The sequence below is a fragment of the Rubneribacter sp. genome (assembly GCF_965361815.1).
In genome coordinates this window covers 1-24,487 of record NZ_CBDTNW010000145.1, presented here as the reverse complement: position 1 = coordinate 24,487, position 24,487 = coordinate 1, and the positions used below count along the sequence as shown (strand labels likewise).

The following is a 24,487-nucleotide window of genomic DNA, read 5'->3' as shown; positions in this document are numbered from 1 at the left end:
CGCGATGTGCATATCGCTCGTGCGGCGCCTTGTGTGAGACGAGGCGCTTTTCTTGAACAGGCGAAGGCCCGCCCCCGCAACTTCCGGGGGCGGGCCTTCTCGCTTCTGCTCCCTTTTCGCCTCTAGGCGACGGGCGGAGTGCCCTCTGCGTTACCGAAGATGGCGTCTATCTGGACTTTCGCATCCAAAGGCAGGGCGGACACGCCCACTGTTCGGCGCGCCGGCGTTCCCTCGGGGAAAAACGCCCGGTACGCCTCGTCGACGGCGTCGAGGTCGGCCAGATCGCGCAGGTAGATGTTCACCTTGACGGCGTCGGCCAGGCTGTGGCCGACGCTTTCGATGATGGCCTTGATGTTGGAGAGGCATTGCTCGGCCTGCTCGCGCGTCCCGTCGGCCACGATCTTGCCGGCCTTCGGATCGATGGGCAGCTGCGCGGTGATGTTGTTGTAATGCGAGAACGCCACGCTTTGCGAGGAGAGCGGGCACACGGGCGCGTCCGCGGCGTTGCTCGCCTCGATGATGAGGCCGTGACGGTCCTCCACGGCCTGCGGCGGCGTGCCGTCGCCGTGGGAGACCACGGCTTCCACCTGCACAAGCGCATGAAGCGGCAGGTCGGCCACCTGCACCACCGTGCGAGCGGGCAGGTACCCCACGGCGCGCGCGATGCCCGAATCGGGGAAGAAGCGCTTGTACACGCCGTTCACCGCGTCCATGTCGTTAAGGTCGCGCACGAACACGGTGGTTTTGACGATGTCGTCGAACGGCACGTCGATGCTCGTCAGGATGGCTTTGACGTTCCTCAGGCACTGCGCGGTCTGCTCCTCGATGCCGCCGGGGACGATCTGGCCGGTTGCCGGGTCGATGGGCAGCTGCGCGGTGATGTTGTTGTAGTGCGAGAACGCCACGCTCTGCGAAAAGAGCGCGCTCAAAGGCGCGTTCGGCGTGTTGTTGACGTATTTGACCAGATCGCCAGCTTGGGGAGCGCCGGGAATGGTGCCCTCGCCGTTGCTGACGAGCGCCTCCATCTGCACGAGCGCGCCCAAGGGCAGGTCGGCCACCGCGACCGTCGTGCGCGCGGGGACGTAGGAGGCGAACAGCTCCCGGTACGCCTCGTCGACGGCGTCCATGTCCATGATGTCCTTGACGAACACCGTGAGGCGCACCACATCACCCAGCCCGTGCCCGATGCTCTCGATCACGGCCTTGAGGTTCGCAAGGCACTGCGCGGCCTGTTCGCGCGCGCCGCCCGGCACGATCTGGCCGGTTGCCGGGTCGATGGGCAGCTGCGCGGAAAGGTTGTTGTAGTGGGAGAAAGCCACGGTGTGGGAGCACAGGGGGCATGCGGGTGCCGCATCCGTGTTCCGTGCAAGTACTGCGTTGTCGCCGCTCATGTGAATCCTCCTTTTCAGAGTGGTTCGCCTGCGGTGCCCGCGAGGGCTCGCCCGGCCCTTCCCCGCCATGGCGCCGCGCCAAACGGCGCGCCATGCGGGCGGCAGCATTATATCTGCGCACAAAGGACGTTTCGGGCGGGAATGCGGGCGCGTTCCCGCCCGCAGGAGCGATGCGAGGACGCCGCTTGCCGGAAAATATGGAAGGCAGGGGGCGACTATGCGGAAAAGGCGCGCATTCGCCCGGTTTGATGCAGGGCATCCTCGCCCGCCGCTCGCCGATTGGCGGCAAGGCCAAACGGTCAGCGGTCGTTTCGCGCTCCTATGCGGCACCCGAATCGCTTCGAGGCCGCCAGCGTCAGCTTGACCGCGAGGCATCCCGTAGCAACGCCCAAGACGGCGCCCGCCAGAACGTCGCTGGGGTAATGGACGTAGAGGTACAGGCGCGAGAACGCGATGAGGCAGGCAAGCGTCACGGCAGCGATCTTAAGGCCGGTGGCCAGGCGCGTTCTGTCGGGCAGGCAGCACAGCGCCGCTGCGGCGGCGAAGGACACCATGGAGTGGTTCGATGGAAAGGAGCTTCCGAACGGCGGGGGCACCAGCAGGTGGGCGAACCCGTGCGCCAGGAAGGGCCTTTCGCGTCCGAACAGGGGTTTCAGCAAAAACGCGCCGATCACGGCCGCGGCGACGACGGCCACGACGAGCGCGATGCCGAAGATGCGGCGTTTCGGCTGCGCGATGAGCGCCGCCGCCGCGGCAAGCCACACGACGGCGAGGTCCCCCAGGTGCGTGACGGCCACCATGAACGCATCCATGAAAGGCGACCGCGCATGCGCCTGAAGGATGTCGAGAAGGGCCGCGTCCATGCCGTTATCCATTGCGCCGCACGTCGCCGAGCCAGGAGAGAAGACCCGTGCAGCCGGCGAGCACGTCGTCGTAGGTCGCTTCGAAGTCGCCCGTGTACCACGGGTCGGCCACGTCGCGATCCTCGCCGGCGAACTCCAGCAGCTTGCGGCAACGCCCTTCGGCGACGCTTCCCAGCTGGCGGCGCATGTCGCGCATGTTCGCCTCGTCCATGCCCACGAACAGATCCCACTCCCCCGCGTCCGCACGGCGCAGCCGCCGGGCGCGCTTGCCGTCGCAGGAGATGCCGGCCGCTTCGAGCATGCGGCGCGTGCCGGGGTGCACGGGGTTTCCAATCTCGTCGTCGTGCGTGGCCGCGGATGCGATGGAGAACGCTTCTGCCATCCCCCGCTTTCCCACGAGGTCCCTCATGACGAACTCGGCCATGGGAGAGCGGCAGATGTTGCCGTGGCACACGAACAGGATGCGAAGCGGCGCGCTCATCAGACGTCCCCCTTCTCTTTTCCGCCGTCGGCGTCGGGTTCGACCACCCGCTCGTAGATCTCGTAAAGCTCGGGCACGGCGCGCTTGATGCTGACGGGTTTGAACGTCCGCGCGTCCACGAGGCAGTGCGTGCTGCGGCCCGTGCAGCAAGGCTTCGCCGCGTCAAGATCCTGCCCCTGCTTGAACACTTCGTAGGCGTAAACGGTTCGCGTGGGGCGCGACGAGGCGACGCGGGTGCGCACCACCGCGACGTCGCCGTAGCGCAGAGGCTCGCCGTACTCCACCGCAAGATCCACCACCGGCGAAAGATAGCCGGCCTCCTCTACGCGCCGGTAGGGAAAGCCCACCGCCTCCAAAAACGCGGTGCGCGCGTCCTCGAAGTACAGCGGGTAGTTCGCATGGTGGACGATGCCCATCATATCCGTTTCGGCATAGCGTATGGTGATTGGCGTGCAAACCCGCATAGCGCAAGCCCCGTCCTCTCTGATCGGCTACAATGACAGCATGCGCACCATCGTAGCGCATATGGCCGAGGGGCAGCGGACTTTCGCGGAATCACCGTTTAAACCCGGCGGGCACGCGTGCGCCCGCCGCAGGCGCGCAGCACGGGCTTAGGGCGAAGGGCTTCGCGCGGCAGGCCGCCGCCTCGCTTGGAGGCGTTTTGGAAAGCATGATCGCCGCATGGCACCAAGCCCGCGCCTTCTGCGCGCGGGGGCAGCGGAAGCGGCGCGACGAGCAAGGGAAAGGAAGCGGAGGATGAGCGCAGAGGCGCGCGGTTCGATCAAGGGGTCGTCCGAGGGGAAGGGTCCCTCGTGCGGGCGGCTCACGGCGCGCATGGCCATGCAGCTGGCGGCGCCGCACACCTGGCCGGCGGCCATCCTGCCCGTCCTTGTGTCCGTGGCGGCCGCAGCCGTGACGAAGCCGCCCGTGTCGGTGACCATGGCATGCGTGCTCCTGGTCATCTGCGTGCTCATGCAGGCGGCCGTGAACACGTTCAACGACTACTACGATTACGTGAAGGGCGCCGACTCCGCCGACGACAACGTGGACCCGACCGACGCCGTGCTCGTGTACAACAACGTTGACCCGCGCTCGGCAAAGCGGTTGGCGGTGGGCTTTCTGGTGGCGGCGTTCGCGCTTGGAGGCTATGTGATCTGGGTTGCGGGATGGGTGCCGCTCGCCATCGGCGTTGTGGGGGCGGCGTTCACGGTGCTGTACTCGGCCGGCAAGACCCCGCTGTCGTATCTGCCCGTGGGCGAGGCGGTGAGCGGCCTTGTGATGGGCGGGCTTATACCGCTTGCCTGCTACCAGGCGCTCACCGGGACGCTCGATGCGCGGGCGCTTCTTTGGGCTGCGCCCACCATCGTGGGCGTGGGCCTCATCATGATGACCAACAACACCTGCGACGTCGAGAAGGATGTCGAGGCGGGGCGGCGCACGCTGCCCGTGCTGCTGGGCCGCGAGCGGGCGCGGAGGCTCTATCACGGCCTGGTGGCGGCTTGGATAGCCGCCATCGTGGCGATTGTGGCCGCGTTCTTCCCCCATGGCCTGGCGGTGGTGCCGTTCATGCTCCTGGCGGCCTATCCGCTGGTGTCGGCGCTCATGAGAAATCCGCTCTCCCCCGCCTCGCGCATCGGGGCGATGGCTCAGATCTGCGGCGTGAACGTCGCGCTCGGAGCGTTCTACGCCGCAGCCATCCTGGCCGGCGGCGCCGCAGTGACCGTATGACCTTGCGCGCCTGCATGCGGGCGCATGACCGATAGGAGGATCGGTGGAAGGAACCGCTTTCGTCGCCCTGGCGGCATCGATCGTTTCCCTGGCGGCGTTCGCGCTTCTGGCCGTCATGTTCTGGCGCGGATCATGGCTGTTTTTGCTTGCGGGCCGCGCGGGCCGCAAGCAGGAGGGCGACTCCGGGTTTCGCGAGCTTGGGCGGCGCATGGCGGTTGTGATGGCGGCGTGCGCCGCGCTCATGGCCACGCTCGCCGCGTTCCTCGGCACAACGATCGCGGGGCAGGCCGCCATAGCCTCTGCGGCTGCGGCGGTCAGCAACGCGGCGCTTCTCGTGCTGGTGGCGACGGTGATGTGGCTCCTTATTGCGAACAGGCCCAAAGCCGAGGGGCCAAGGGAGGGCGACGGCGCGGACCCCGCCGCCATGGCCGAGCGGATACGCAGGGCGAGCTTCGGGCATTTGCGCCCCGCCACCGTGCTGTTCCTGATAGCCGCGTTGGCCGTGACGGTCGGCGTCGGCGTTTTGGCGGCGTTGTAAGGCCCCAGGATCCAAGGCGAGTCCGGGCGCGCATCCGAGGCGCGTTCGGCCAGCTCGCGCTGAGGCCGTTGCGCGATGCGCGTCAAACCCAGTTCGCCTGACGCGCTTCGCGGCCGGGCGCAGGGCGCCCTAGGTCCGCTTGGTCGCCTCGTCCACGAGATCGATGAGCTCTTGGCGGGAATGGACCCCGAGCTTCGCGTACACGTTGCGCGTGTGGGTGCGCACGGTGTTCCACGACACCTGCAGCCTCTTCGCCGTGGCCGTGGCGTCGTAGCCCATGGCCAGGCAGCGGAACACGTCCATCTCGCGCCTCGACAGCCCGGCGCGGTGCGACAGCTCCTCGATGGCCTTGCCGAAGCGCCCCTTCCTCTCGGGGGGGGGGTCCTCATGGCCGTAGCGACCGACAAGGGAAAGCTCGTCGCCCAGCAGGTCGTCAAGCGTGGCCTCCCCGTCTCCCTCCGTTCTGAACAGGCGGTCGAACTCCTTCTCGGAAAACAGCAGGAACGCGCAGGCGAGCACGGCCACCGCGAGGACGGCGAACAGGAAGATGGAGCCTTGCTCGCCGAGGAGGATGGAGAAAACGTCCACTCCCGCGATCCAGCCCGCGCCCGATCCCACCATGAACGCGCCGTAGCCGAACCCGAACACGAGCACGGCCGATATGCGCCGCTGGTAGACCACGAAGGCCAGGATGCACCACAGCACGAACTCGAACACGATCGACAGGATGGTCACGAGCTGGGTCCACACCAGGTGCGCCACGCCCACGATGGGACAGAACGCGATGAGGGCCACCACGCCCACCATGATGGCGGAATAGATCCTCCCGAAGTCGAACCGCTCCCCCTCCACGCCGACGGCCGCCGCGGCAAAGCCGAGGGCCACCGCGATGCGCAGAAGCATGACCACCCGCGTTCCGTCGAGCGTCACATCGACCGGCGAAGCTTCGACGCACAGGGAGCGCAGGGAGGACACCACGAACGAGAAGACGAACGTCACGGCGACGAGCTTCCAGAACGGCCGCGGCAGGCTTGCATGGTCTTCGGAAAACGGCGCCTCCCCCTCGTCCTCGCATCCGTCGGCGGCGGGCAGCGTGACCGTCGCCGACGCGAGCAACGGCATGCCCGCAAACGCCAGGATGCCCGAGAGCGACGGGCCGCCCGCGATGGGCTGCCAAGACGGAGAGCCGATGACCGTGAAGTAAACGAGGGCGAGCGCCACATGGGAAAAAGCCGTGTAGAGGATGGCGGTGCGCGGCGGCAGGGAGCCGTACAGCAAGCCGCAGCGAAGCCCGATCGCCGCCGTTCCCAGTCCGGTGGCCGCGCAGCCCAGGTAGAACAGCGCCAGCACGGCGGCGTAGGGGAGCTCATGGTAGAGGTAGTACGGCCCGACAAGGATGATGGCCACGCACCCGAGCGAGGCGAGCGCCCCTCCTCCGACGACCGTTCCCGCGCGCTCGACGAACCGGTGCGCGCGGCGCGGCCCCATCGCCGCAAGCGCGAAGGAGGCGCCGAAGGCGACGGTGGACACCATGTACATGATGGATATATTGGTGCCGTCCGTTTCGGTGTCCGACAGCCAGGCGGTTCCGCTGTAAGCGATGTAGGACCAGGCCAGCCACACGCCGAGCGCCAGATACGGCAAGGGCGGGCACGCTTTGACGAGCTTGCTCGTGAAAGAACTCATGGCAGCGGCAAATCCCCTCCCCCTGTGGTTCGCGTCCCGGCTCAGTCCGCCGCCCGCGCGCGGCGGTCGAGCGCCCATCGGAGCGTGCGCAGCGCGAAGTATCCCAGGAACACGACGGAGTACACGGCCACGCTCGCAACCGCGGCGTCGTTTCCGCGCACCGCAGAGGGACCCAGCATAAGCAGCAGGTGCGCGTAGGTCAAGGCGAAGAAGGGATACGCGAGCCGCTGCACTTTCTTCCAAGCATCGGCGTGCATGCGCCGCTTCACGGCGTTGAAGGACGTGAAGCCCAAAACGAGCAGGAGCGCGAGCAGGACGAGCGCGAGCGCGAACGAGGAGGCCACGTTGAGGTTGACCGGCCCTCCTTGCGCGATGCGCGGCGCGTACGAGGCCAGGTAGGCCGCCATGTGCCCAAGCGACAGTATCCATGCGACGATGGACAGCTCGGCGCGCACGGCCTTGAGCCACCGGTGCGGCCGCGACTCCTGCGGAAGCACGCCCACGTACATGACCACCGTGAAAAGCGCGAGCGGAAGCAGGCACTTCTGGACGAGCAGGAACAGCGCCACCCACACGTCCCGTGGCATCTCCCACGCGCCTGCGGCAAGGTAGGCCGCGTCGACGGCCACGGCCAGCGCGTAGAACGCCGGCGGGCAGGCTTTGAGCGGGTTGCGCAGGGCGAAGCATGCGGCCACCGTGCATACGAGAACGAAAGCGAACGTCATAGCGATGCCAGCTCCTCTCCCATCTCGTCAAGCACTTCGACGTCGAACAGGAAAAACCCCTTGCTCATGGAGAGCACGCCGCGGTAGAAGGGCGTTTTCAGGATGTGCAGCGCCAGCTCCTCGAAGTCGTCGAACCACGACAGCACGTGGTCGCGCAGCACGTTTTTCGACAGCTCGATCTGGGCGCGGGCCTCTGCGGCGTCGCCCGTGTCGAGCGCGCGGAGGGCGCGCTCGGAGAGGACGGCCATGAACTCCAAAAGAAAGGACAGGTGGTCGTCAGGGTAGTCGAACCCCTGCGCGCGCTCGATGCGGTTTCGCCTGAACAGGCGATGCACCTTGTGGTACGCCTCCTGGAACAACAACCCCTCATCGCTTGAGAACACCGATTCGTAGGGCACCGCGTAGCGCCCCTCCCAAGACGATGTGCCGGCGAACGCGGCCGTGAAGTCCACCGCAAGGTCCTGGCGCGTGCCCGAATCGGGTCGTGCGAGCGCACGGCGAACGTCGCGCGCTCCCTTGTCGAACAGCTCGTGGATGCCCTCGTAAGCGCTCAGGTCCATCGCCGCGATGGCGTCCACCTGCTCTTGCGAAAGCGGTTTGAAGTACAGTGCCGCGAGGGCGTCGTAAAAGGCCGCACGTCCCTCAAGCGCCTCGCGCATCCCGTCCCTGATTGCTTCCCGTTCCATCCGATCCTTCTCTCCCCCTCCCCGACGCGCCCCTCAGGTGCTTGCGAAGCGAAAGGACCCGCCCGGCAGGCCATGGGGAGGGGGCCGGCCTGCCGGGGAGCCGCACGGAGCGGCGGAGGGCTACTTCACGAAGCGGTCCGTCGTCACGGGATCGTCCTGCCACGTCGCCGTCTTGGCCGAGAGGATGTAGACCGTCGCCGGCGCAAGGCCGTGCTCGTCGGCCAGATGATGGCAGTTCTCCTCCCCTGCCGCCGCGACGGCCTTGGCCGCCGGGCTGTCGGGGTCGTCGAGGTCGCCGAAGTAGCGCGCGCCGCAGCAGCAGTTGTGCACGCAGGCCGGCTCCCAACTCTCGTCCTCGTGGCGCTGGAAGCACAGCGTGCATTTCTCCACCACGTTCGTGTTCGGGTTGAGCGTGCGCACGTTGTACGGGCAGCCGGCAAGGCACGACTCGCAGCCGATGCACTCCTCCGAGTTCACGAGCACCACGCCCGTCTCCTCGTCGCGGTACGACGCGCCTGTGGGGCACACCTCGATGCAGCCCGGGTTCTCGCACTGCTGGCATTGCAGGGGAAGCCAGTACTGCTCGATGTCCGGGAAGGTGCCCACAGGGCCCACGGCGTGCACGCGGTTGTAGCACACGCCGAGGTCGACGTTGTTCTCAAGCTTGCAGGCCGCTATGCAGCTGTCGCATCCGCTGCAGCGGTCCAAATCTACGACCAGGCAGTTTCTCATCAGAACACATCCTCCGTCCGGGCTTCGGCCTTCATTTCGTCACTGGGCAGGAACGGCGCGAACTCCTCAGGCTCCACCCACACGTTCGCGGGCCGCTCGGATTTCTCGATCCTCACCGTGAAGCCGCGATTGGTGTAGGATCCGTACACCTCGTTGAAGGGGGCGTCGTTTTTCGTCAGCACGTTCACGTTGCACTCGCGCCATCCGGCCGTGGGGTTGGCCTGCGACTCGTCATAGCACTCGGGGTTCCAGAAGCGCTCCATCCACACGGTCCTCGGGTTCACGCCCTCGGTGAGGTAGGCGCGCGCATGCACCTCGCCGCGACGGCTCGACACCTTCACCCAGTCCATGTGCTCGATGCCCAGCTCGGCGGCGCTTCGCGGATTGATGCGGATCTCGGCCGTGGGGAACAGCTCGCGGGACAGCGCGGCGTGGCGCATGGTGCCGTGGTGGAAGTACGGCACGCGGCCCGACGTGAGCACGAAGGGGTACTCCTCGTCCGCGAGCGGGCTTTCGGCCGGCTCGATGTAGGCGCAGATGGGGCTGTAGTCCTCGCACGCTTCCTGCGGCTTCGGATAGCAGAACGGGTAGCCCGTGCGCGCCAGCTTGAGCAGGATCTGGCAGTAAACCTCCACTTTGCGCGACTCGGTGCCGAAGCCCGCCGGCAGGCCGTCGTCAACCACCGTTTCGTGCTGACCGTAGTGGAAGTAATCCTCTTCGGGCGTGACGTAGGGAACGTACCGATCGGTGTCGGCCACCAGCTCGTCCCAGCTGGGCGCGTGCAGCGTCTCGGCTACGCTCGCCTTGACCTCCTCCTCGGTGGCGTTGCCGATGTAGCCCGGCACCAGGCCCGGAAGCTCCCCGCCCATCTTCTCGCGGCATTTCGCCACCACCTGCGCGGCGGGGATGGAATGCGACACGGTCTCGCCGATGTGCACGCACTCGTTCTGCAGCCACTGGGTGTTGAGCTGGGTCATGTTCACCATGGGTTCTTCCAGCCACTCGCGCACGGGGAACACGAGATCGGCCGCCTCCACGTGGAAGGAGGTGAGCATGGGATACTGCCCTATGATGTAATCGATCTCGGGAAACACGTCGTACCACGACTTCGCGTTGCCTAGCATGGCCAGCTTGTTGCCCGACATGTCGAACCACACGCGCGGCTTGTAGGGCTCGCCCGTGGCGATGGCCTGGCGCACCGTGGGGATATGGCTGTGGCACCAGGCGTAGAGGCCCTTGTGGTCCTTCATGCCCAAGCGGTCGATGAGCAGCTGGTTCGCAAGCTCTTGCTGGGGGTTCTCCTCGCCCAGCTTCTTGGAGCGCTCCTCGTTCTCGGCATCGCTCATGCCCACCACGGCGCCGATGCCGTACATGTCGGAGAACATGCCGTCGAAGCCGTTGTTGTAGGTGACGGGGCGCTTCGTGGGAGGCGCGCCCGCCGCGCCGTACTGCGTCATGGTGCAGCCGGGTTTGTTGATGTAGCCCATGACGGCGTCCAGGCCCATGCAGCCGAGCGGCACCTGGGAGGCCGACTCGGTCATGTCGGAGGCCACTCCGTTGCAGATGCCCGCCACGCCCGCCTCGGCGTAGAGCCTGACGGCCTCCTCTATCTTGTCGGCTTCAAGCCAGCAATTCTCGGCAGTGCGCTCGAGCGTCCACGGTTCGGCTTCCTCGCGGTATATCTGGCCGGCCGTCTTGTAGGCCTTGCCGTTGAACTCCCCTTGCCAGAAGATCTCCGGATCCACCGCCGCATCCGCGGGAGCGGAGAACTCGAAGGGCGCCACGGCGTTCGTCTTGAGGTCGTAGCACACGTAGGCAGGGGTGTTCTCGGGCGTGGACTGCTTGAAATCGGGGAACAGCTCCTGGGCTTTGACCGGCAGCTTCGTGTCGGGATCGATGAGAAACGGCAGGTTCGTCCAGTACTTCGTGAACTCCTCGTCGTAGAGTTTGTTCTCGAAGATGTAGCGGAACCAGCACAGCAGAAGGCCTGTGTCGGTGGCCGGGCGCACCGGCAGCCACACGTCGGCTTTCACTGCGTCGGGCGAGAAGTTGGGGTCGACCACGATGGTCTTCACGCCCTTGGCGCGCAGCTCGGCCATGCCGCGGCCGGACTCGGCCGTTTGGCTGACGGAGGGCTGGGCGCCCCACAGCACCACGACCTCGGCCTTGTTGTCGTCGCCCGTGCGGAATATCTCCTGCACGGCGTTGTCGGCGATGGACTGGTCGTTGCCGCCGTAGAAGAGCTTGGAGAGGCTCCAACGCGGCAGGTAGCACTGTGCGCAGCCCGGCTCGAACACGGTGGGCGAGCCGAACGCCATGGGCAGCGTCATGGCCTCCATGAACGAGTAGGATCCGCCGCCGCCGACGCTCGCGAAGAACGCGTAGGGGCCGTACTTGTCGATGGCGTCGCAGATGTGCGTCGCCGCCTCCTCCACCGCCTCGTCCCAGCTGATGACCTCCCACTTGTTCTCGCCGCGCTCGCCGGCGCGCCTGAGTGGGTGCAGGATGCGCCGGGGGCTGTACATGGTGTGCAGCTGGTTCAGGCCCTTGATGCACAAACTCCCGCGGCTCACCGGCGCGTCCGGGTCGCCTTCCAGCTTCACGACGACGCCGTCTTGCAGGTACGCGATGGCCGGGCACATCTGGATGCAGCCGTGGCACGAGGTCTTCATGCGGACGAGGCCCTCCTCGGCGCCCCCGTCCTGGCCTTGCTGCTCGGGGGCCTCCTGGATGCAGCCCGAAAGCGACGCGCCGAACGCCGCCGCCGCGCCCGCCAGCGCGGACGCCTTGACGAAGCTTCGCCGTGTCAACGTGGTTTCCACCATGTCCTCAACCTTTCTCCTCATTCGCTTCCGTCCTCTCTCGCCTTCCGTTCCCTCAAAAACGCCCTTCCCTCCTCTGTCGCGGTCCAACCGTCATCCCAAACAAGGGCGCCGCAGCGCTCCAGTTTGTCCACAAGCACGCTTGGCTGCATGGTGAGCCGGGTGCCGTCGATGGCCGTCTCAAGGACGGGCCGCCCGCGCAAAAGCCCGACCACTTCGCCGTAGGTGCGCGGCTTCTCGGCCGCGAACGCGAGCAGCTCCAAGTAAGCGGGCGCGCGATCGGGCGAGAGCTGCAGAAGCTCTTCGAGGCGGGCACGCGGACGGTGCCTCTCCACGAAGCGCGCGCCCGCCTCGGTCGTGCGGTAGGCGATGGAGGCCGCAAGGTCGCTTGCCTCGTCTTCGCCAAGGCCCTCCATGCGCTTTGGGGTGATGGCCGCGTCGTCGGCGTCGTACTCTTTGCGCTCAAGGCCATGGGCTCGCACGAGCGTTTCGGCCATGCGGCGCTGGTTCTGCGTGGCGCCCCTGAACTCGGGCCAGGAGGCTATCTTGCGCTCCATGTCCTCAAGCGCGCGCTCTTCAGCGCAGTAGGCGAGGATCTTGTAGAGCACCTCGCGATTGAGCGGATGCCTTGCAACGGCCTCCTCAAGCGCGGCGAGCTTCTCTTCCGGCGAGAGCGCGGCGAGTTCGCCAAAGGCGTCGTCATCCGACACGTCAGTGCGCGCCGGGTCGGTCAGGCCGTTTTCCCGCGGATCGCGGCCGGGCTCCTCCCCTGCCGCGCGGATCGGTGCGCTTTGCATGAGCGCGTCCCTCCTTTCGGCCTCGCTGTCAGCATCGACAGAGAGAACTTTAGGAAGCCGCCGCGCCTCCGGCCAGCCGCATTATGGATGAAAGATGGAGAAATCGACGCCGAATTTCTCACGCAAAATGCGTGAGTCCTGTATTTTACCTGTTCAGAGACGTATCATTGCCAGTTTATCTGCACGAGGTCCTTGAGCGTGCCAGGCAGGGTCGCCACGTCGAAGGACGCTAACAGCTCTTCGGGGGTGGCGGGATCGCAGGTGGGGGCGAGCCCTGTGAGGCCGGCGATGTGCCCGATCACGCCCGCCGGGGTTTTGAAGCGCGCAAGGAGGGCGTCAAGCGAGGCGTCGCGGTCGCGCTTGGAGAGGCGCCGGTCGCGCTCGGAGGTGATGAGCGGGATGTGGGCGTAGGACGGGTGCGGCAGGCCGAGAAGCGTTTGCAGGTGCATCTGCTGGGGCGTGGAGCACAGAAGGTCCACGCCGCGCACCACCGAGTTCACGCCCTGGGCGGCATCGTCTACCACCACGGCCAGCTGGTAGGCGAAGGCGTTATCCGAGCGGCGCACGAGGAAGTCCCCGCAGTCGCGGGCAAGGTTCTGCGCGTAGGGGCCTTGGACAAGGTCGTCGAAGGCCACCGTCGCGTCGGGCGCGCGCCGACACTGCGCCGGGGTGCGCGTCTGCGCGCGCAGGGCGCGCTCGGCATCCGTGAGGGCGCGACACGTTCCGGGGTAGACGGGTTTCTCGCCGCGGTGCGGCGCCGAGGCCGCATGGAGGTCGGCGCGCGTGCAGAAGCACGGGTACACAAGCCCGCGCTGTTTAAGCGACTCGAAAGCCGCGCGGTACGCCTCGTCGCGATCGTGCTGGAAGTAGGGGCCCTCGTCCCACGTGAGGCCCAACGCCTCGAAATCGCGCCGCACCGCGTCGACGAACGCGGGCTTCGAGCGCTCGCGGTCCAGATCCTCGATGCGCAGCACGATGCGCCCGCCCTGCGACTTCGCCACAAGCCACGCCGTCAGGGCCGCGAACACATTGCCCGCGTGCATGCGCCCCGTCGGCGACGGCGCGAACCGCCCCACCACGGGCTTTGCTATTTTGCCATCTACGTTAATCATAAAAAGCAGGTGGCGTTCGCCGAAGCCGGCGAAGCCGTCGGGACACTTAGGGTTGCCCCGCTCCTCGCTCGGATGCGCAAGAGGCAAGGCGGGGCATCTTTTGGCCGGCCGCAGCGCCGGTTGGCCCCTCCAAGCGTCAGGTAGCCGAGGTCCTCCTATCCTCCACATGCTTGGCCTTGCCCGTGGTGCGCTCGATGCCGCCAGGCTCCACCAGGCGCACGTTCACCCCCACGAGAAGCACGCCTTTCAGGCGCTCCGCGATGGCGCGGCGCAAAGCCTCCATCTCCTCGAAGGAGTCGCTGAACGCCTCGGGCTTGAGTTCGGCGTGCACGGTCATGCGGTCGAGGCCGCCCTCGTTGTCCACGACGATGCGGTAGTGGGGCGTGACGCCCTCGATGCCGGCCAGCACGTCCTCCACCTGCGAGGGGAACACGTTCGTCCCGCGGATGATGAGCATGTCGTCGGAGCGCGAGCGCACCTTCTGCATGCGGGCGGTCGTGCGGCCGCATGCGCAGGGCTCGGTGATCACGCGCGTGAGGTCGTGGGTGCGGTAGCGCAGCACGGGGATGGCCTGCTTGCCGAGCGGCGTGAGCACAAGCTCGCCCATCTCGCCGTCCGGCACGGGTTCGCCCGTTTCGGGATCCACGACCTCCCACAGGAAATGGTCTTCGGCGATGTGCTGCATGTCGCGGCTGGCCAAGCACTCGCCCGACACGCCCGGTCCCATGACCTCGGTCAGGCCGTAGTTGTCGGTGCACACGATGTGCATGCGGCGCTCGATCTCGGCCTTGAGGCCCGGCGGGCACGGCTCGCCGCCGAAAAGCCCCACGCGCAGCGTGGACGCCTCCCAGTCAAACCCCAGCCGCTCCCCCACCTCGCACATGTGCAGCGCATAGGAGGGCGTGGCCACGAGCACCGTGGTGCCGTAGTCCTCTATCATGGCGATGTGGCGCTCGGTGTTGCCCGAGCCTGCGGGGATCATCATGCAGCCGAGCTTCTGCAGGCCGTAGTGCAGCCCGAAGCCGCCGGTGAACATGCCGTAGCCGAAGGCCATCTGCGCGCGGTCGCCCGGCACCACGCCCGCCATCTGCACGAGGCGCATGATGCAGTCGGCCCATAGGTCCATGTCGTGGGCGTTGTAGCCCACCACGATGGGCTTGCCCGTGGTGCCCGACGAGGCATGAAGCTCCACCACCTCGTCAAGCGGCACGGCGAACAGGCCGTAGGGGAAGGTCTCGCGCAGCACGGACTTGTCCGTGAACGGAAGCTTGCGCACGTCCTCAAGCGTTTTGATGTCCGCAGGCGACACGCCGCGTTCGTCCATGCGCGCGCGGTACCACGGCACGCGCGCATAGGTCCACGCCACCTGCTCGATGAGGCCGGCCAGCTGGATGGCGCGGATGCGTTCGCGCGAGGCGCATTCGACGGAGGGGTTGTGAATGGGCAGGCCCGAGAAGTCGCCCGCAGCGGCGGCGGCCAGCGCCGCGCCTTTCACGGCAAGGTCGGTCACGGCGCTCACCGCCCGTCCGTCGAAGCCAGGGGCTCGGCCAGCTCCTCCTGGCCCACAAGCTCAACCGGCTCGCCCGCCAAAAGCTCTTCTGCCCGCGCGAGGTCTTTCACCGACAGCACGATGAACGTGGAGATGAGCGAGTAGCTGTACGTCACGTTCACGCCGCAGTCGGCCATGACGCCCATGACGCGCGCCAGCTCTCCCGGCTCGTCGGCAAGGCGCAGGCACAGCACCTCGCTGGCCGTGGCGGCCGCGCCCATGTCCTTGAGCACGCCCATGGCGCGCTCGGGATCGTCCACCACGAAGCGCACGATGCCGTAGTCGCCCGTGTCCGAGGCGCAGTAGCCGCGCACGCTCACGTCCGCCGCCACGAACGCGTCGAGCACGCGGCGCAGATGCCCAGGACGGCTTTCCAGAAAGACGCTGATCTGGCGCACGCTCATGCCCGATCGCCCCCTTCCCCGCCATCCGCTTCCCGGGCGAACGCCAGGCCTGCGCGGAACGCCTCCAGGTTCGCCTCCACCGTCTTAGGCGGCACGCGGCGCGCTATCACGCGCTCCCAGGCGTCCTGCGGGAAGTCCAGGCGGCTGGCAAGTGCGCCCAGCAGCACGACGTTCACCGACTTGGGACTGCCCGCCTCGCGCGCGATGGCGCCCGCCGGAATGAGCGAGGCGCCCGCCTCGGCAAGCCGCTCCCGCGCGCGTTTCGGCATGGAGGCGCGCCCGGTGAGCACGGGCAGCGGGCGGATGGACTCGTCGGCCGCCAGCAGGTAGCCGCCCTCGCGCACGCAGGCCAGGTTGCGCAGCGCCTCGGTGGTTTCGAAGGCCACCACGCAGTCGGCGCACCCGGGGTCGCTCACCATGGAGCGCACGGCTTCGCGCCCGAAGCGCACGACGGTGGTCACCGCGCCCCCGCGCTGCGACATGCCGTGGATCTCGGACACCTTCGCATCGTAGCCGGCCTCCAGGGCCGCATGCGCCAGAAGGTCGGCGGCCAGGACGGTGCCCTGCCCGCCCACGCCGCACAGAAGCACGGTGGTCGCGCTACTCATGAAAGCCTCCCTTCTCCTCCTCGGGCCGCACGATGGCGCCGAAGGCGCAGTACTGGGCGCACTGCCCGCAGCCGATGCACTGCACAGGATCGATGAGCGCCCGCCCGTCCTCCTCCTTGGCGATGGCCGGGCAGCCCAGCGTCGGGCAGACGCCGCAGGCCGTGCACGCGTCGGTCACGGCGTAGGCCGGCAGGCGGCGCCGGTCGATGAGCACGCAGGGGCTGCGGAACACGAGCACCGAAAGCTCCGGGTTGGCCACGGCCTCCTTGAGCGCGCGCCGCACCGCCTTCGCGTCGTTCGGGTCGACCGTGCGCACGTCCTCCACGCCCAGGGCGCACACCACGCCCTCGAGGTCGAGCTCGCGCGAGGGGCGCCCCTGCAGCGTCTCGCCGTTGAAGGGGTTGCCCTGGCGGCCGGTCATGGCTGTGGTGCGGTTGTCCAGCACGCACACGGTGCCGCCGCCTTTGTTGTACACCGTGGACATGAGCGCCGACAGGCCCGAGTGTGCGAAGGTGGAGTCGCCGATGACGCCCACGACGGGACGGTGCTCGATGCCCGCCCAGGCCAGCTCGAAGCCGTGCGACATGGACACCGACGCTCCCATGTCCACTGTGGTGTCCATGGCCGAAAGCGGCGGCAGAGCGCCCAGCGTGTAGCAGCCGATGTCGCCTGTGACCACGGCCTTCATGCGCGAAAGCTCCTTGAACACCAGGCGGTGCGGGCATCCTGCGCACAGCGCCGGAGGGCGCGCCGGCACGTCGTTGGGCGCCGGGGCGTGCGCGGGCTCCTCGAACCCGAACGCCGCGCGCACCGCGCCCGGCGAAAGCTCGCCGTCGCGCGGCAGGGGGCAAGGCGTCGAAGACACCTCCACGCCAAGGGCGCGCACGCTCTCCAACAGGTATTCCGAGGCCTCCTCCACCACGTAGAGCCTCTTCACGCTGGCGGCGAACGCGCGCAGCGCCTTGGCGGGCAAAGGCCAGGTGCAGCCCAGCTTGAACACGCTCGCTTCCGGCAGCGCCTCCGCCACGTGCTGGAACGCGGCTCCCGCGCACACCACGCCCACATCGTCCCCGCGGCGCACAACCTCGTTGTAGGGGCACTCCTCCGCCCAGGCGCGCAGCGCGTCCACCCGCTCAAGCTGCGCTTTGCGGCGCGGCTTGGCGAAGGCCGGCATCATCACCCACTTGGTCGGATCGCTTTCGTAGGGCGCAAGCGGCGCCTCGACGCGCTCCCCGGGCTCCACCGGGGTCTTCGTATGCGACACGCGCACCGTGGAGCGGACGAGCACCGGCACGTCGAAGCGCTCGGACAGCTCGTAGGCTTCGCGCGCGAAGCGCAGCGCCTCGGCCGAGTCGGCGGGCTCGAGCATGGGGATGTGAGCCGCGCGGGCGTACCAGTGGCTATCCTGCTCGTTTTGCGACGAGTACATGCCCGGGTCGTCGGCGGCCAGGATGACCAGCCCGCCTCCCACCCCCGTGTACGCGGCGGTGAACAGCGGGTCGGCCGCCACGTTCACGCCGACGTGCTTCATCGTGGACAGCACGCGCGCGCCCGCGGCCGAGGCTCCCACGGCCACCTCCACGGCCACCTTCTCGTTCACGCACCACTCGGCGTACACGCCGTCTTTGCGCGCGAACGCCTCCATCGTCTCGGTGGAGGGCGTGCCGGGGTAGGCCGTGCCGATGCGCGCGCCCGCCTCCCACGCCCCTTGGGCGATGGCCTCGTTGCCTGACATCAGTTCCATAAAGGGTATCCTCCTTGCCTGCTGGCCCGCAGGGAATTATACGGCAAAGCGCGCCGCCTGAACCGGTTGGACGCCCAAGACCGTTTCAAACGGCGCGCTTCGCGCCGCGACGCGCGACAAGCGCGCCGCTCGGGGGCCGCAGGGAGGTCATTCCTCCTTGTAGACAAGGCAGAACGCGCCCACCTGGATGACGTCGCCGTCGCGCAGAAGGCGCGCGTCCACGTTCTCGTTGTTCACCCACACTCCGTTGAACGAATTCGCGTCGCGAATGAGGTAGCCGCCCTCGTCCGGCTCCACGGAGGCGTGCTCCCGCGACACCGTCATGTCGTTGAGGAACACGTCGCACTGAGGGCTGCGTCCGATGGACAGCGCCCGGTCGCCCAGCTGGAAGCTCACGCCGGTCTGCGGGCCGCGCACCACATGGAGGACGGCCGCCGCCTGCGGGCGCGCGTGCTCCTCCAGGGCCTCCCCCGCAAGCGCCACCGGCTCGAAGCGCTGCGTGCTGCCGAACAGTTTGAACCCGCACAAGGGGCAGGCCGGCACCTGCTCGTCCACCGGGCTGTTGCAAACGGGGCATACCGTGCTCATATCAGCTCCTTCCTTCGGCGCGCCTAGGAGGCGGAGGCCGTCTTGTCGACCACGAGCGGCGTTTGGTTGAGCGTCACGGACTCCGCCGTCTGGCTCTGCCCGGAGAATCCGCGCCAGAGCCGGTCCCACCACACGCCCACGCCCTCGAGGAAATCGGGGGCGGCCACGTCCTCGCACGCCACCAGGTCCATGGTGGCTATCACGGCGTTGCGCTGCTTGAAGGTGATCGTGCCCACCTTGTCGCCCGCGTGCACGTTGCCGCTCACTTCGTCGAACTCAAGCGACTGGCTCACGTTGCCGTTCAGATCGAAGATCGTCGCGGCCGCGTCCGGGTCGGAAAGCGTCGCCTTCACCGTTTTGTCTATCCAGCCCGTATGGGCGACCTCCGCCACCACCGGCACGTCCCGGCCGTTCATGGAGGCGGTTTGCGTGCTGTTGGCCAGCGGGTAGCTCACCTCGTGCTCGTAGACCCACTCGCACAGGGTCATGGCGTCCTGGAAACGCTGCGCCTCGGAGGAGGAGTTGATGACGATGGCGTAAAGCTCCTTGCCCCCGTTGTTCGCAGCGCCCGCGAACGACGCCCCGGCAAGGGCCGTGAACCCGGTCTTCACGCCGATGGCGTGCTCGTAGATGTCGAAGAAGCCGTCGGTCGTCTCCAACGAGATGCTGGCCGGAACTCCCCCGCGCTCCACTTCTATGACGGTGTCGCCCTGGGAGACGGCGGCGCGGAACGTCTCGTTCTGCATGGCGCGCCTCACCACCTTCGCCACGTCGGAGGCCGTGCTGTGCAGGTTGCCCGCGTAGGCGTCGAAGTCCAGCCCGTGGGGGTTCTCGTACACCGAGTCGACGCACCCCAGCTCGGCGGCCGTGGCGTTCATCTGGGCGACGAAGGCGTCCTGCGCCGTGTCGCCGCCGGCGACTCCGGCGGCGAGCAGCGCCGCGCCCACCGTCTCGGCTATGGCCACGGCGGCGTCGTTGCCGGAGGGGACGAGCAGCGCCGTGAGCGCGGTCCCCAGGTCCATGACGTCGCCCGCCTGAAGGCCCGCCGACGACTCGCCCACCGCCGCGGCCTCGGCCGACACCGTCACCGGGGTGTCGAGGGACACCAGCCCCGCGTCCACGGCGTCAAGCGCCACCAACCCGGTCATGATCTTGGTGATGGAGGCTATCTGGGTGGGCGAGGAGGCGTTGCGCTCGAAGTACACGGTGCCCTCCGCGTCCATGACGACGGCGTACTCGGCGTCGATGCTGGGGCACTGCGCAACGGACAGGCCGCGGGCGTCCACCGTCTGCCCGTAGACGATATCCGCCTTGCGGACGTCGGCGAACGCCGCGGGCGCGGCGGCGCAGGACAGCGCGAGCGAAAGGGCGAGCGCGCAGGCGAGGGCACGGCCCTTCGCTTGCGCGGCGATATGTCGGAGCATGCTGATGCGTCACCTCTTCTTTCTTGCGACGGCGCGGACGGCCCTTTTTCCCACGCGGCCGATCAGGCGGCGTCCGGGCCCTTCACCACGACCTCCGTCACCGGGTCGTACACCGAATGGAAGGCGTCCTCCCTCACGATCAGGCCCTCCTCGTCCTCCACCGTGCGGATGACCGTGATGGTGCTGCCGTCGGTTCCGCGCGTCTTGACGTAGCTTGTGCCGGGGGCGAGCGACTCGTCGATCTGCGTCTTGGTCGAGTAACTCTCGCCCGCGTCCCACTCTCCGGTGGCGGAGGACACCCGGTAGCCGGGGTCCACGCCGTACAGTGTAGCCGTTACCGACCCCTCGGTACAGGCGAGCCGCACCAAAACGTCGCTCGCTCCGTCGTTTTCCCATACGAGGTCCAAATCCGGCCAGCTGACGGCGGCGTCGCGGCCTGCCGGGTAGCTGGATATGTAGAGCGAGTGGTTGTGGCGGGTGATAACGGGAAAGCCCGACTCGTACACCGCGTTGAACACCGTGGTGGCCACCTGGCAGATGCCGCCACCAACGGCGTCTTCGTACTCGCCGTCCACGATGGCGCCCGCGCCCAAGAAGCCCGCCTCCTCGTTGCACTCCCCCGCCGTGCCGTTGAACGACCATCGCTCTCCGGGCGCGACGACGGAGTCCGACAAAAGCTCGGAGACGAGCGCGATGTTGTGGTTGCGGTTCTCGGTGCCCGCGCCGGTGGTGAACTCGGTGGTGAACGAAGAGATGGTGCCGATGATCCCCAGGTCCATGGCCTCGTCGAACGAAAGCTCGGTGGGGGCCGTGCCGGTTGCTATGGACACCTCCGCCGGCGTCCCGAGGCGCGCGTCGTCCGACGAGGCGAACGCCTTGCCGCCTTCGCCGAACAGGGCGGCGTCAAGCTGGCGCACGGCATCGGCGACCAAAGGGATGCTTCCCGTCCCGTCGGTCCGCACCTTGACGCCCTCCTCGTTCGCCTCGAAGGTCACGTGGATAGGGTCGCTGTCGTCGACGCCCTCCACGTGGGAGAGCAGAAGCGGCTTGGCGCGGGACTCGTCCACGTAGGCGACGAGCGCATGGGCATCGCCGCGCTCCTCCACCCGCGTCGACACCCATGCGCCCACGTCGGCGGCCGACGCGTCCCACGACGATCCGGCGTAGGCGAACCGCGCTCCGTCGCCGATGGCGCGGTTCACGCTGTCGGCGACGGCCTGGGCCGCCGAGGCGTCGATGCGCAGCGGCGCGTGCTCGGCATGGGCGACGAACGATCCCGTCCCGTCGCCGTTTTCAAGGAGGGCGTCGTCGAACAGGCGCTTGAGATCATCGCGATCGACCATGGAGCCGTCGTGCCCCTCGGTCACGACGGCCGTGCCACCTTCCACGGACACGCCGTAGTCGACGCGGGGGTTGCCGATGGCGGCGTCTATGTCGGAGGCCAGCTGCTCGACGGCATCCGCGCCGTAATCGGCGCGGACCTCCACCGTGTGGCCGGCGAACAGGGCGCCCAGGCGCGCGAAGAGGCCTCCCTGCTCGCGGCCGATCCGCACCGCCTCCTCGGCGAGATCGCGCGCGGGAAGCGATGCGCCCAACGTTGAGGCGTCGGCTTTCCAGGCCACTTTGTTGGCCTGGGCCTCCTCGACCGCCAGCTGCTCGGCCAGCGCCGCGTCCTGCGCGGCGGCCAGCTCGTCGTTCACGCGCGCCTCGGCCTCCTCGCTGGCGTAGACCACCACGCTCCCGCCCGCCAGGCGCGCCGCGTACGCTTCGTTGACAAGCGCCTCTATCTCATCCGCCGTCTTCCCCGCGGCGTCCACCTCCCCCACGCGCACGCCTGGGTAAGCCTTCCCCACGTTCAGGATGAAGTCCGCTGCGCCGCCTACAAGCAAGACGCCGGCTAGGACGAACGCGATAAGCGCCACCCTGCTGCGGGAGGCGAGCGAGACGATGAGCCGCGCGAGAAAGACGAGCGCCTGCCCAATCAGCCCCAAAAGCGCGAGCAGCGCCTTGCCGAGAATCCGCAGGACGGATAGCGCGGGGTTTTCGCGGGAGGCGGCGCGGGAAGCCTCCTTCGTCCACAGCGAGGGCGACTCCCACGAGCGCGAGGCGGCACCTCGCAAGGCGCGGGCGCGCGGCGATGCCTCTCGGGAAGAGGAGGAGCGGGCGTAGCGTGCGCCTTGCGAACCGTCGCGGGGGGTGGTGCGGACGGAGGGGCGCCGCGCGGGACGCGACGACGCCGCGCGGGACGGACGTTCCTGCGCAGGGCTTCTGCGCGAGGGGGCGCTTCTCCGCTCGCGGCCGTTCATCGGCAACCGCCCGTCTTCGTCCGCGAGCCGGCCAAGCGCATGGCGCCCACCCCCGCGCGCACGTAGTACGCCGTGGTGGCCAGGGACAGGACAAGCCCCGCGTATGCGAACCAGATGCCCCACGAGCAGGGATCGGCGCCCCAGCCGGGCAGCCATGCAGCGTCGAGGACGCCAAGTCCGGGCACCAAGGGCCAGTTCAGAAGCAGGCCGGCGAATCCGATGTACAGAAGCGTGGTCGCCACCTTCCCGGGATAGACGACGGCGACGCGCGCATGGAAGCGCTTGAGCAGAAACGCCCCGCCGAAAAGCAGGAGCGCGTCGCGCGCGAGCACCACGGCGACGATCCACAGCGGAAGGCGCCCCACCGCCAGCAACCCGACGACGCCCGAGATCATGAGGATGCGATCGACGGCGGGATCAAGCAGCTGACCCAGCTTGGACACTTGGTTTGTTCGACGCGCCACCTGGCCGTCCACCCAATCCGTCCCAGCCGCCAACGCGAACAGGAGTGTGGCCGCAAGATCGAACCCGTTCAGCAGCAGGACGAGGAACACCGGGACAAGGCAGAGGCGCACGGCCGAGATGACGTTGGGTGCTGTGAGCACCTTGTTGGTCACCTGCTGGCCTTCCTGCGCAGCGTTGCCGCCCGTCTCGCCCATGTCGCCTTCCTGTCCGTCGTCGTCCGTTCCAAACGGATGCGGGCGCACGTCGCACGCGCGCCCGCATCCGTTTCGTCGGTGCTCAATTCTAACAGGTCGACCCGGCTTCGCCGGCGAGCCGCTCCCCGCTTCAACATCATTTCCATGCCCGCAAAGACGCAAGACGGCGCTTCCGCTTCGGGCGGCGGCCTTAGGCGCTCTTCTCGGCAGGAGGCACCTTGAAGGAGTCAGCGTGCTTGGAAGTGGCCGGAGGCGCGTAGGTTGGCTCCATGGTCAGGCACGACTTGGGGCACTCGCGCACGCAGCTGCCGCACTGAACGCAGCGGAAGCGGTCGATGCTCCAGGTTCGGTCGGGCTTGCTCACCGTGATGGCGCCGCAAGGGCAGCGCTTCTGGCAGATACCGCACAGGATGCAGTGCGCCACGTCGTTCTCCACGTGCCCTTTGAGGCCCGGCGGCGGCGTTTTGACCTGGGCGGGGTACTGGACGGTCTCAGGCTGCTTGAACAGCCCGCCGAGGGTCATCTTCCCGAGCTTGAATCCTCCCATGGCCATCCTACCTTTCCGTGCAGCTGATGCAGGGGTCTATGGTGAGCACGATCATGTTGACGTCGGCCAAATCGCAGCCGGCCAGCGCCGTGGTCATGCCCGCCAGGTTCTGGGACGTGGGCGTGCGCATGCGCATGCGCTCCAGGTACTTCGTGCCGTTGCCGCGCGCGTAATAGTAGCATTCGCCGCGCGGCTGCTCCACCACGTTGGCCGCCTCGGCTCCGGCTGCAGGAGAGCCCTTCACGGGCACCGCGATGTCCCCGGCGGGGATCTTGGCGATCATCTCCTCTATAATGTCGATGGACTGCAGGACCTCGAGCGCGCGCACTTTGACGCGAGCGTAGCAGTCGCCCTGCGCGTCCAGAATCGGCTGGAAGTCGGAAAGGAAGCGGTAGCCACCGTTGCCCAGCATGCGCACGTCGTAGTTCACGTTGGAAGCGCGCGCGAACGGGCCCACCATGCTTTGCGCAAGGGCGTCCTCATGGCTGATGAACCCAACGCCCACCGTGCGGTTCTTCACCGAGGTGTCCTTCAGAAACGCGTTCATGATCTGGCGGTAATCGTCTTTGATGCCCTCCAGCACGCGCTTGATCTCGGCGAACTGAGCCTCGTCTATGTCGCGGGCCACGCCGCCCACCTTGACCACGGAAAAGATGACGCGCCCGCCCGTGGTCTTCTCGAAGATGTCGAGCACCCGCTCGCGCAGCCGCCAGCAGTGCATGAACAGGCTCTCGAAGCCGAAGGCGTCGGCGGCCAGGCCCATCCACAGCACGTGGGAGTGGATACGGGACAGCTCGTGCCAGATGACGCGCAGGTACTCGGCTCGCTCGGGCACTTCCACGCCCATGAGCTTCTCAACCGTCTCGGCGTAGCCGAGGGAGTGCCCGAAAGCGCAGATGCCGCAGATGCGCTCGGCCACGTAGATGAACTGGTTGTAGTCGCGCGTTTCCACGAGCTTTTCAAGCCCGCGGTGGATAAAGCCGATCTGCGGGATAGCCTCGATGACGGTTTCGTCCTCCACCACGAGGTCGAGGTGCAAAGGCTCCGGCAGCACCGGGTGCTGCGGGCCGAACGGGATGACGGTCGCCTTCCCCATG

The 24,487-nt window shown here is 67.8% G+C and carries 23 protein-coding genes; 2 read left to right on the top strand and 21 right to left on the bottom strand.

Annotation, left to right across the window (positions count from 1 at the left end):
* Positions 1-122: 122 nt before the first annotated feature.
* From ACWKY3_RS10605 to ACWKY3_RS10590, 4 genes are all read right to left on the bottom strand, one after another.
* Positions 123-1,391: a Rid family hydrolase gene (locus ACWKY3_RS10605; RefSeq protein ID WP_449316377.1), complete on the bottom strand. Its 1,269-nt coding sequence runs from the start codon at positions 1,389-1,391 to the stop codon at positions 123-125.
* A gap of 299 nt (positions 1,392-1,690) precedes the next feature.
* Positions 1,691-2,254: a phosphatase PAP2 family protein gene (locus ACWKY3_RS10600; protein ID WP_449316376.1), complete on the bottom strand. Its 564-nt coding sequence runs from the start codon at positions 2,252-2,254 to the stop codon at positions 1,691-1,693.
* A gap of 4 nt (positions 2,255-2,258) precedes the next feature.
* Positions 2,259-2,735 carry a low molecular weight protein-tyrosine-phosphatase gene (locus ACWKY3_RS10595; protein ID WP_449316375.1) on the bottom strand — a complete coding sequence of 159 codons (477 nt, stop codon included), beginning with the start codon at positions 2,733-2,735 and terminating at the stop codon, positions 2,259-2,261.
* Complete coding sequence (locus ACWKY3_RS10590) at positions 2,735-3,199, bottom strand: acyl-CoA thioesterase (RefSeq protein WP_449316374.1); 465 nt, start codon at positions 3,197-3,199, stop codon at positions 2,735-2,737. Before ACWKY3_RS10590 ends, ACWKY3_RS10595 begins: the two co-directional genes overlap by 1 nt.
* A gap of 370 nt (positions 3,200-3,569) precedes the next feature.
* On the opposite strand from ACWKY3_RS10590, the gene ACWKY3_RS10585 reads away from it, so the two are divergent.
* Positions 3,570-4,463 carry a UbiA family prenyltransferase gene (locus ACWKY3_RS10585; protein ID WP_449316393.1) on the top strand — a complete coding sequence of 298 codons (894 nt, stop codon included), beginning with the start codon at positions 3,570-3,572 and terminating at the stop codon, positions 4,461-4,463.
* Positions 4,464-4,506: 43 nt separating this feature from the next.
* Positions 4,507-5,001: a hypothetical protein gene (locus tag ACWKY3_RS10580; RefSeq protein WP_449316373.1), complete on the top strand. Its 495-nt coding sequence runs from the start codon at positions 4,507-4,509 to the stop codon at positions 4,999-5,001.
* A 129-nt stretch (positions 5,002-5,130) separates the two neighbouring features.
* On the opposite strand, the gene ACWKY3_RS10575 is transcribed toward ACWKY3_RS10580, so the two are convergent.
* The 17 genes from ACWKY3_RS10575 to ACWKY3_RS10495 form a co-directional block, all read right to left on the bottom strand.
* Positions 5,131-6,687, bottom strand: a complete 1,557-nt coding sequence (locus tag ACWKY3_RS10575; protein WP_449316372.1) for a helix-turn-helix transcriptional regulator — start codon at positions 6,685-6,687, stop codon at positions 5,131-5,133.
* Between the two features lie 41 nt (positions 6,688-6,728).
* Positions 6,729-7,412, bottom strand: coding sequence for a ferric reductase-like transmembrane domain-containing protein (locus ACWKY3_RS10570; RefSeq protein ID WP_449316371.1), 684 nt, complete (start codon positions 7,410-7,412; stop codon positions 6,729-6,731).
* Positions 7,409-8,098 (bottom strand): TorD/DmsD family molecular chaperone, encoded by a 690-nt coding sequence (locus ACWKY3_RS10565; protein ID WP_449316370.1) that lies wholly within the window; start codon positions 8,096-8,098, stop codon positions 7,409-7,411. The genes ACWKY3_RS10570 and ACWKY3_RS10565 overlap by 4 nt, the downstream gene beginning before the upstream one ends.
* Before the next feature lie 120 nt (positions 8,099-8,218).
* Positions 8,219-8,830 (bottom strand): 4Fe-4S dicluster domain-containing protein, encoded by a 612-nt coding sequence (locus tag ACWKY3_RS10560; RefSeq protein ID WP_449316369.1) that lies wholly within the window; start codon positions 8,828-8,830, stop codon positions 8,219-8,221.
* The gene (locus ACWKY3_RS10555; RefSeq protein ID WP_449316368.1) at positions 8,830-11,676 is read right to left on the bottom strand and encodes a molybdopterin-containing oxidoreductase family protein; all 2,847 of its coding nucleotides are present in this window, start codon (positions 11,674-11,676) and stop codon (positions 8,830-8,832) included. The genes ACWKY3_RS10560 and ACWKY3_RS10555 overlap by 1 nt, the downstream gene beginning before the upstream one ends.
* Entirely contained in the window at positions 11,673-12,449 is a 777-nt protein-coding gene (locus tag ACWKY3_RS10550) for a hypothetical protein (protein ID WP_449316367.1), read from the bottom strand. The genes ACWKY3_RS10555 and ACWKY3_RS10550 overlap by 4 nt, the downstream gene beginning before the upstream one ends.
* A gap of 164 nt (positions 12,450-12,613) precedes the next feature.
* Entirely contained in the window at positions 12,614-13,561 is a 948-nt protein-coding gene (gluQRS, locus tag ACWKY3_RS10545) for a tRNA glutamyl-Q(34) synthetase GluQRS (protein WP_449316366.1), read from the bottom strand.
* Positions 13,562-13,697: 136 nt separating this feature from the next.
* On the bottom strand, positions 13,698-15,080 hold the full coding sequence (locus ACWKY3_RS10540; RefSeq protein ID WP_449316365.1) for a phenylacetate--CoA ligase family protein: 1,383 nt from the start codon (positions 15,078-15,080) through the stop codon (positions 13,698-13,700).
* Positions 15,077-15,514, bottom strand: coding sequence for an amino acid-binding protein (locus ACWKY3_RS10535; protein WP_449316364.1), 438 nt, complete (start codon positions 15,512-15,514; stop codon positions 15,077-15,079). The genes ACWKY3_RS10540 and ACWKY3_RS10535 overlap by 4 nt, the downstream gene beginning before the upstream one ends.
* Complete coding sequence (locus tag ACWKY3_RS10530; RefSeq protein WP_449316363.1) at positions 15,511-16,122, bottom strand: indolepyruvate oxidoreductase subunit beta; 612 nt, start codon at positions 16,120-16,122, stop codon at positions 15,511-15,513. The genes ACWKY3_RS10535 and ACWKY3_RS10530 overlap by 4 nt, the downstream gene beginning before the upstream one ends.
* Positions 16,115-17,866 (bottom strand): thiamine pyrophosphate-dependent enzyme, encoded by a 1,752-nt coding sequence (locus ACWKY3_RS10525; RefSeq protein ID WP_449316362.1) that lies wholly within the window; start codon positions 17,864-17,866, stop codon positions 16,115-16,117. Before ACWKY3_RS10525 ends, ACWKY3_RS10530 begins: the two co-directional genes overlap by 8 nt.
* Positions 17,867-18,013: 147 nt before the next feature.
* Entirely contained in the window at positions 18,014-18,454 is a 441-nt protein-coding gene (locus ACWKY3_RS10520; protein WP_449316361.1) for an FHA domain-containing protein, read from the bottom strand.
* Positions 18,455-18,477: 23 nt separating this feature from the next.
* Positions 18,478-19,878 (bottom strand): D-alanyl-D-alanine carboxypeptidase family protein, encoded by a 1,401-nt coding sequence (locus ACWKY3_RS10515; RefSeq protein WP_449316360.1) that lies wholly within the window; start codon positions 19,876-19,878, stop codon positions 18,478-18,480.
* A 62-nt stretch (positions 19,879-19,940) separates the two neighbouring features.
* Entirely contained in the window at positions 19,941-21,869 is a 1,929-nt protein-coding gene (locus ACWKY3_RS10510; RefSeq protein ID WP_449316359.1) for a VanW family protein, read from the bottom strand.
* A gap of 311 nt (positions 21,870-22,180) precedes the next feature.
* Entirely contained in the window at positions 22,181-22,843 is a 663-nt protein-coding gene (locus ACWKY3_RS10505) for a CDP-alcohol phosphatidyltransferase family protein (RefSeq protein WP_449316358.1), read from the bottom strand.
* Between the two features lie 190 nt (positions 22,844-23,033).
* The gene (locus ACWKY3_RS10500) at positions 23,034-23,390 is read right to left on the bottom strand and encodes a 4Fe-4S binding protein (protein ID WP_449316357.1); all 357 of its coding nucleotides are present in this window, start codon (positions 23,388-23,390) and stop codon (positions 23,034-23,036) included.
* A 7-nt stretch (positions 23,391-23,397) separates the two neighbouring features.
* Entirely contained in the window at positions 23,398-24,486 is a 1,089-nt protein-coding gene (locus tag ACWKY3_RS10495) for a hydrogenase large subunit (RefSeq protein ID WP_449316356.1), read from the bottom strand.
* Position 24,487: the final 1 nt, after the last annotated feature.

Bases quoted from the DNA above. Each gene is read 5' to 3' on its own strand.
- gluQRS (WP_449316366.1), bottom strand. From the start codon at position 13,561: ATGATTAACGTAGATGGCAAAATAGCAAAGCCCGTGGTGGGGCGGTTC.
- ACWKY3_RS10605 (WP_449316377.1), bottom strand. From the start codon at position 1,391: ATGAGCGGCGACAACGCAGTACTTGCACGGAACACGGATGCGGCACCC.
- ACWKY3_RS10530 (WP_449316363.1), bottom strand. From the start codon at position 16,122: ATGAGTAGCGCGACCACCGTGCTTCTGTGCGGCGTGGGCGGGCAGGGC.
- ACWKY3_RS10525 (WP_449316362.1), bottom strand. From the start codon at position 17,866: ATGGAACTGATGTCAGGCAACGAGGCCATCGCCCAAGGGGCGTGGGAG.
- ACWKY3_RS10555 (WP_449316368.1), bottom strand. From the start codon at position 11,676: ATGAGGAGAAAGGTTGAGGACATGGTGGAAACCACGTTGACACGGCGA.
- ACWKY3_RS10505 (WP_449316358.1), bottom strand. From the start codon at position 22,843: ATGGGCGAGACGGGCGGCAACGCTGCGCAGGAAGGCCAGCAGGTGACC.
- ACWKY3_RS10600 (WP_449316376.1), bottom strand. From the start codon at position 2,254: ATGGACGCGGCCCTTCTCGACATCCTTCAGGCGCATGCGCGGTCGCCT.
- ACWKY3_RS10565 (WP_449316370.1), bottom strand. From the start codon at position 8,098: ATGGAACGGGAAGCAATCAGGGACGGGATGCGCGAGGCGCTTGAGGGA.
- ACWKY3_RS10585 (WP_449316393.1), top strand. From the start codon at position 3,570: ATGGCCATGCAGCTGGCGGCGCCGCACACCTGGCCGGCGGCCATCCTG.
- ACWKY3_RS10535 (WP_449316364.1), bottom strand. From the start codon at position 15,514: ATGAGCGTGCGCCAGATCAGCGTCTTTCTGGAAAGCCGTCCTGGGCAT.
- ACWKY3_RS10500 (WP_449316357.1), bottom strand. From the start codon at position 23,390: ATGGGAGGATTCAAGCTCGGGAAGATGACCCTCGGCGGGCTGTTCAAG.
- ACWKY3_RS10515 (WP_449316360.1), bottom strand. From the start codon at position 19,878: ATGCTCCGACATATCGCCGCGCAAGCGAAGGGCCGTGCCCTCGCCTGC.
- ACWKY3_RS10560 (WP_449316369.1), bottom strand. From the start codon at position 8,830: ATGAGAAACTGCCTGGTCGTAGATTTGGACCGCTGCAGCGGATGCGAC.
- ACWKY3_RS10575 (WP_449316372.1), bottom strand. From the start codon at position 6,687: ATGAGTTCTTTCACGAGCAAGCTCGTCAAAGCGTGCCCGCCCTTGCCG.
- ACWKY3_RS10570 (WP_449316371.1), bottom strand. From the start codon at position 7,412: ATGACGTTCGCTTTCGTTCTCGTATGCACGGTGGCCGCATGCTTCGCC.
- ACWKY3_RS10550 (WP_449316367.1), bottom strand. From the start codon at position 12,449: ATGCAAAGCGCACCGATCCGCGCGGCAGGGGAGGAGCCCGGCCGCGAT.
- ACWKY3_RS10590 (WP_449316374.1), bottom strand. From the start codon at position 3,199: ATGCGGGTTTGCACGCCAATCACCATACGCTATGCCGAAACGGATATG.
- ACWKY3_RS10495 (WP_449316356.1), bottom strand. From the start codon at position 24,486: ATGGGGAAGGCGACCGTCATCCCGTTCGGCCCGCAGCACCCGGTGCTG.
- ACWKY3_RS10595 (WP_449316375.1), bottom strand. From the start codon at position 2,735: ATGAGCGCGCCGCTTCGCATCCTGTTCGTGTGCCACGGCAACATCTGC.
- ACWKY3_RS10520 (WP_449316361.1), bottom strand. From the start codon at position 18,454: ATGAGCACGGTATGCCCCGTTTGCAACAGCCCGGTGGACGAGCAGGTG.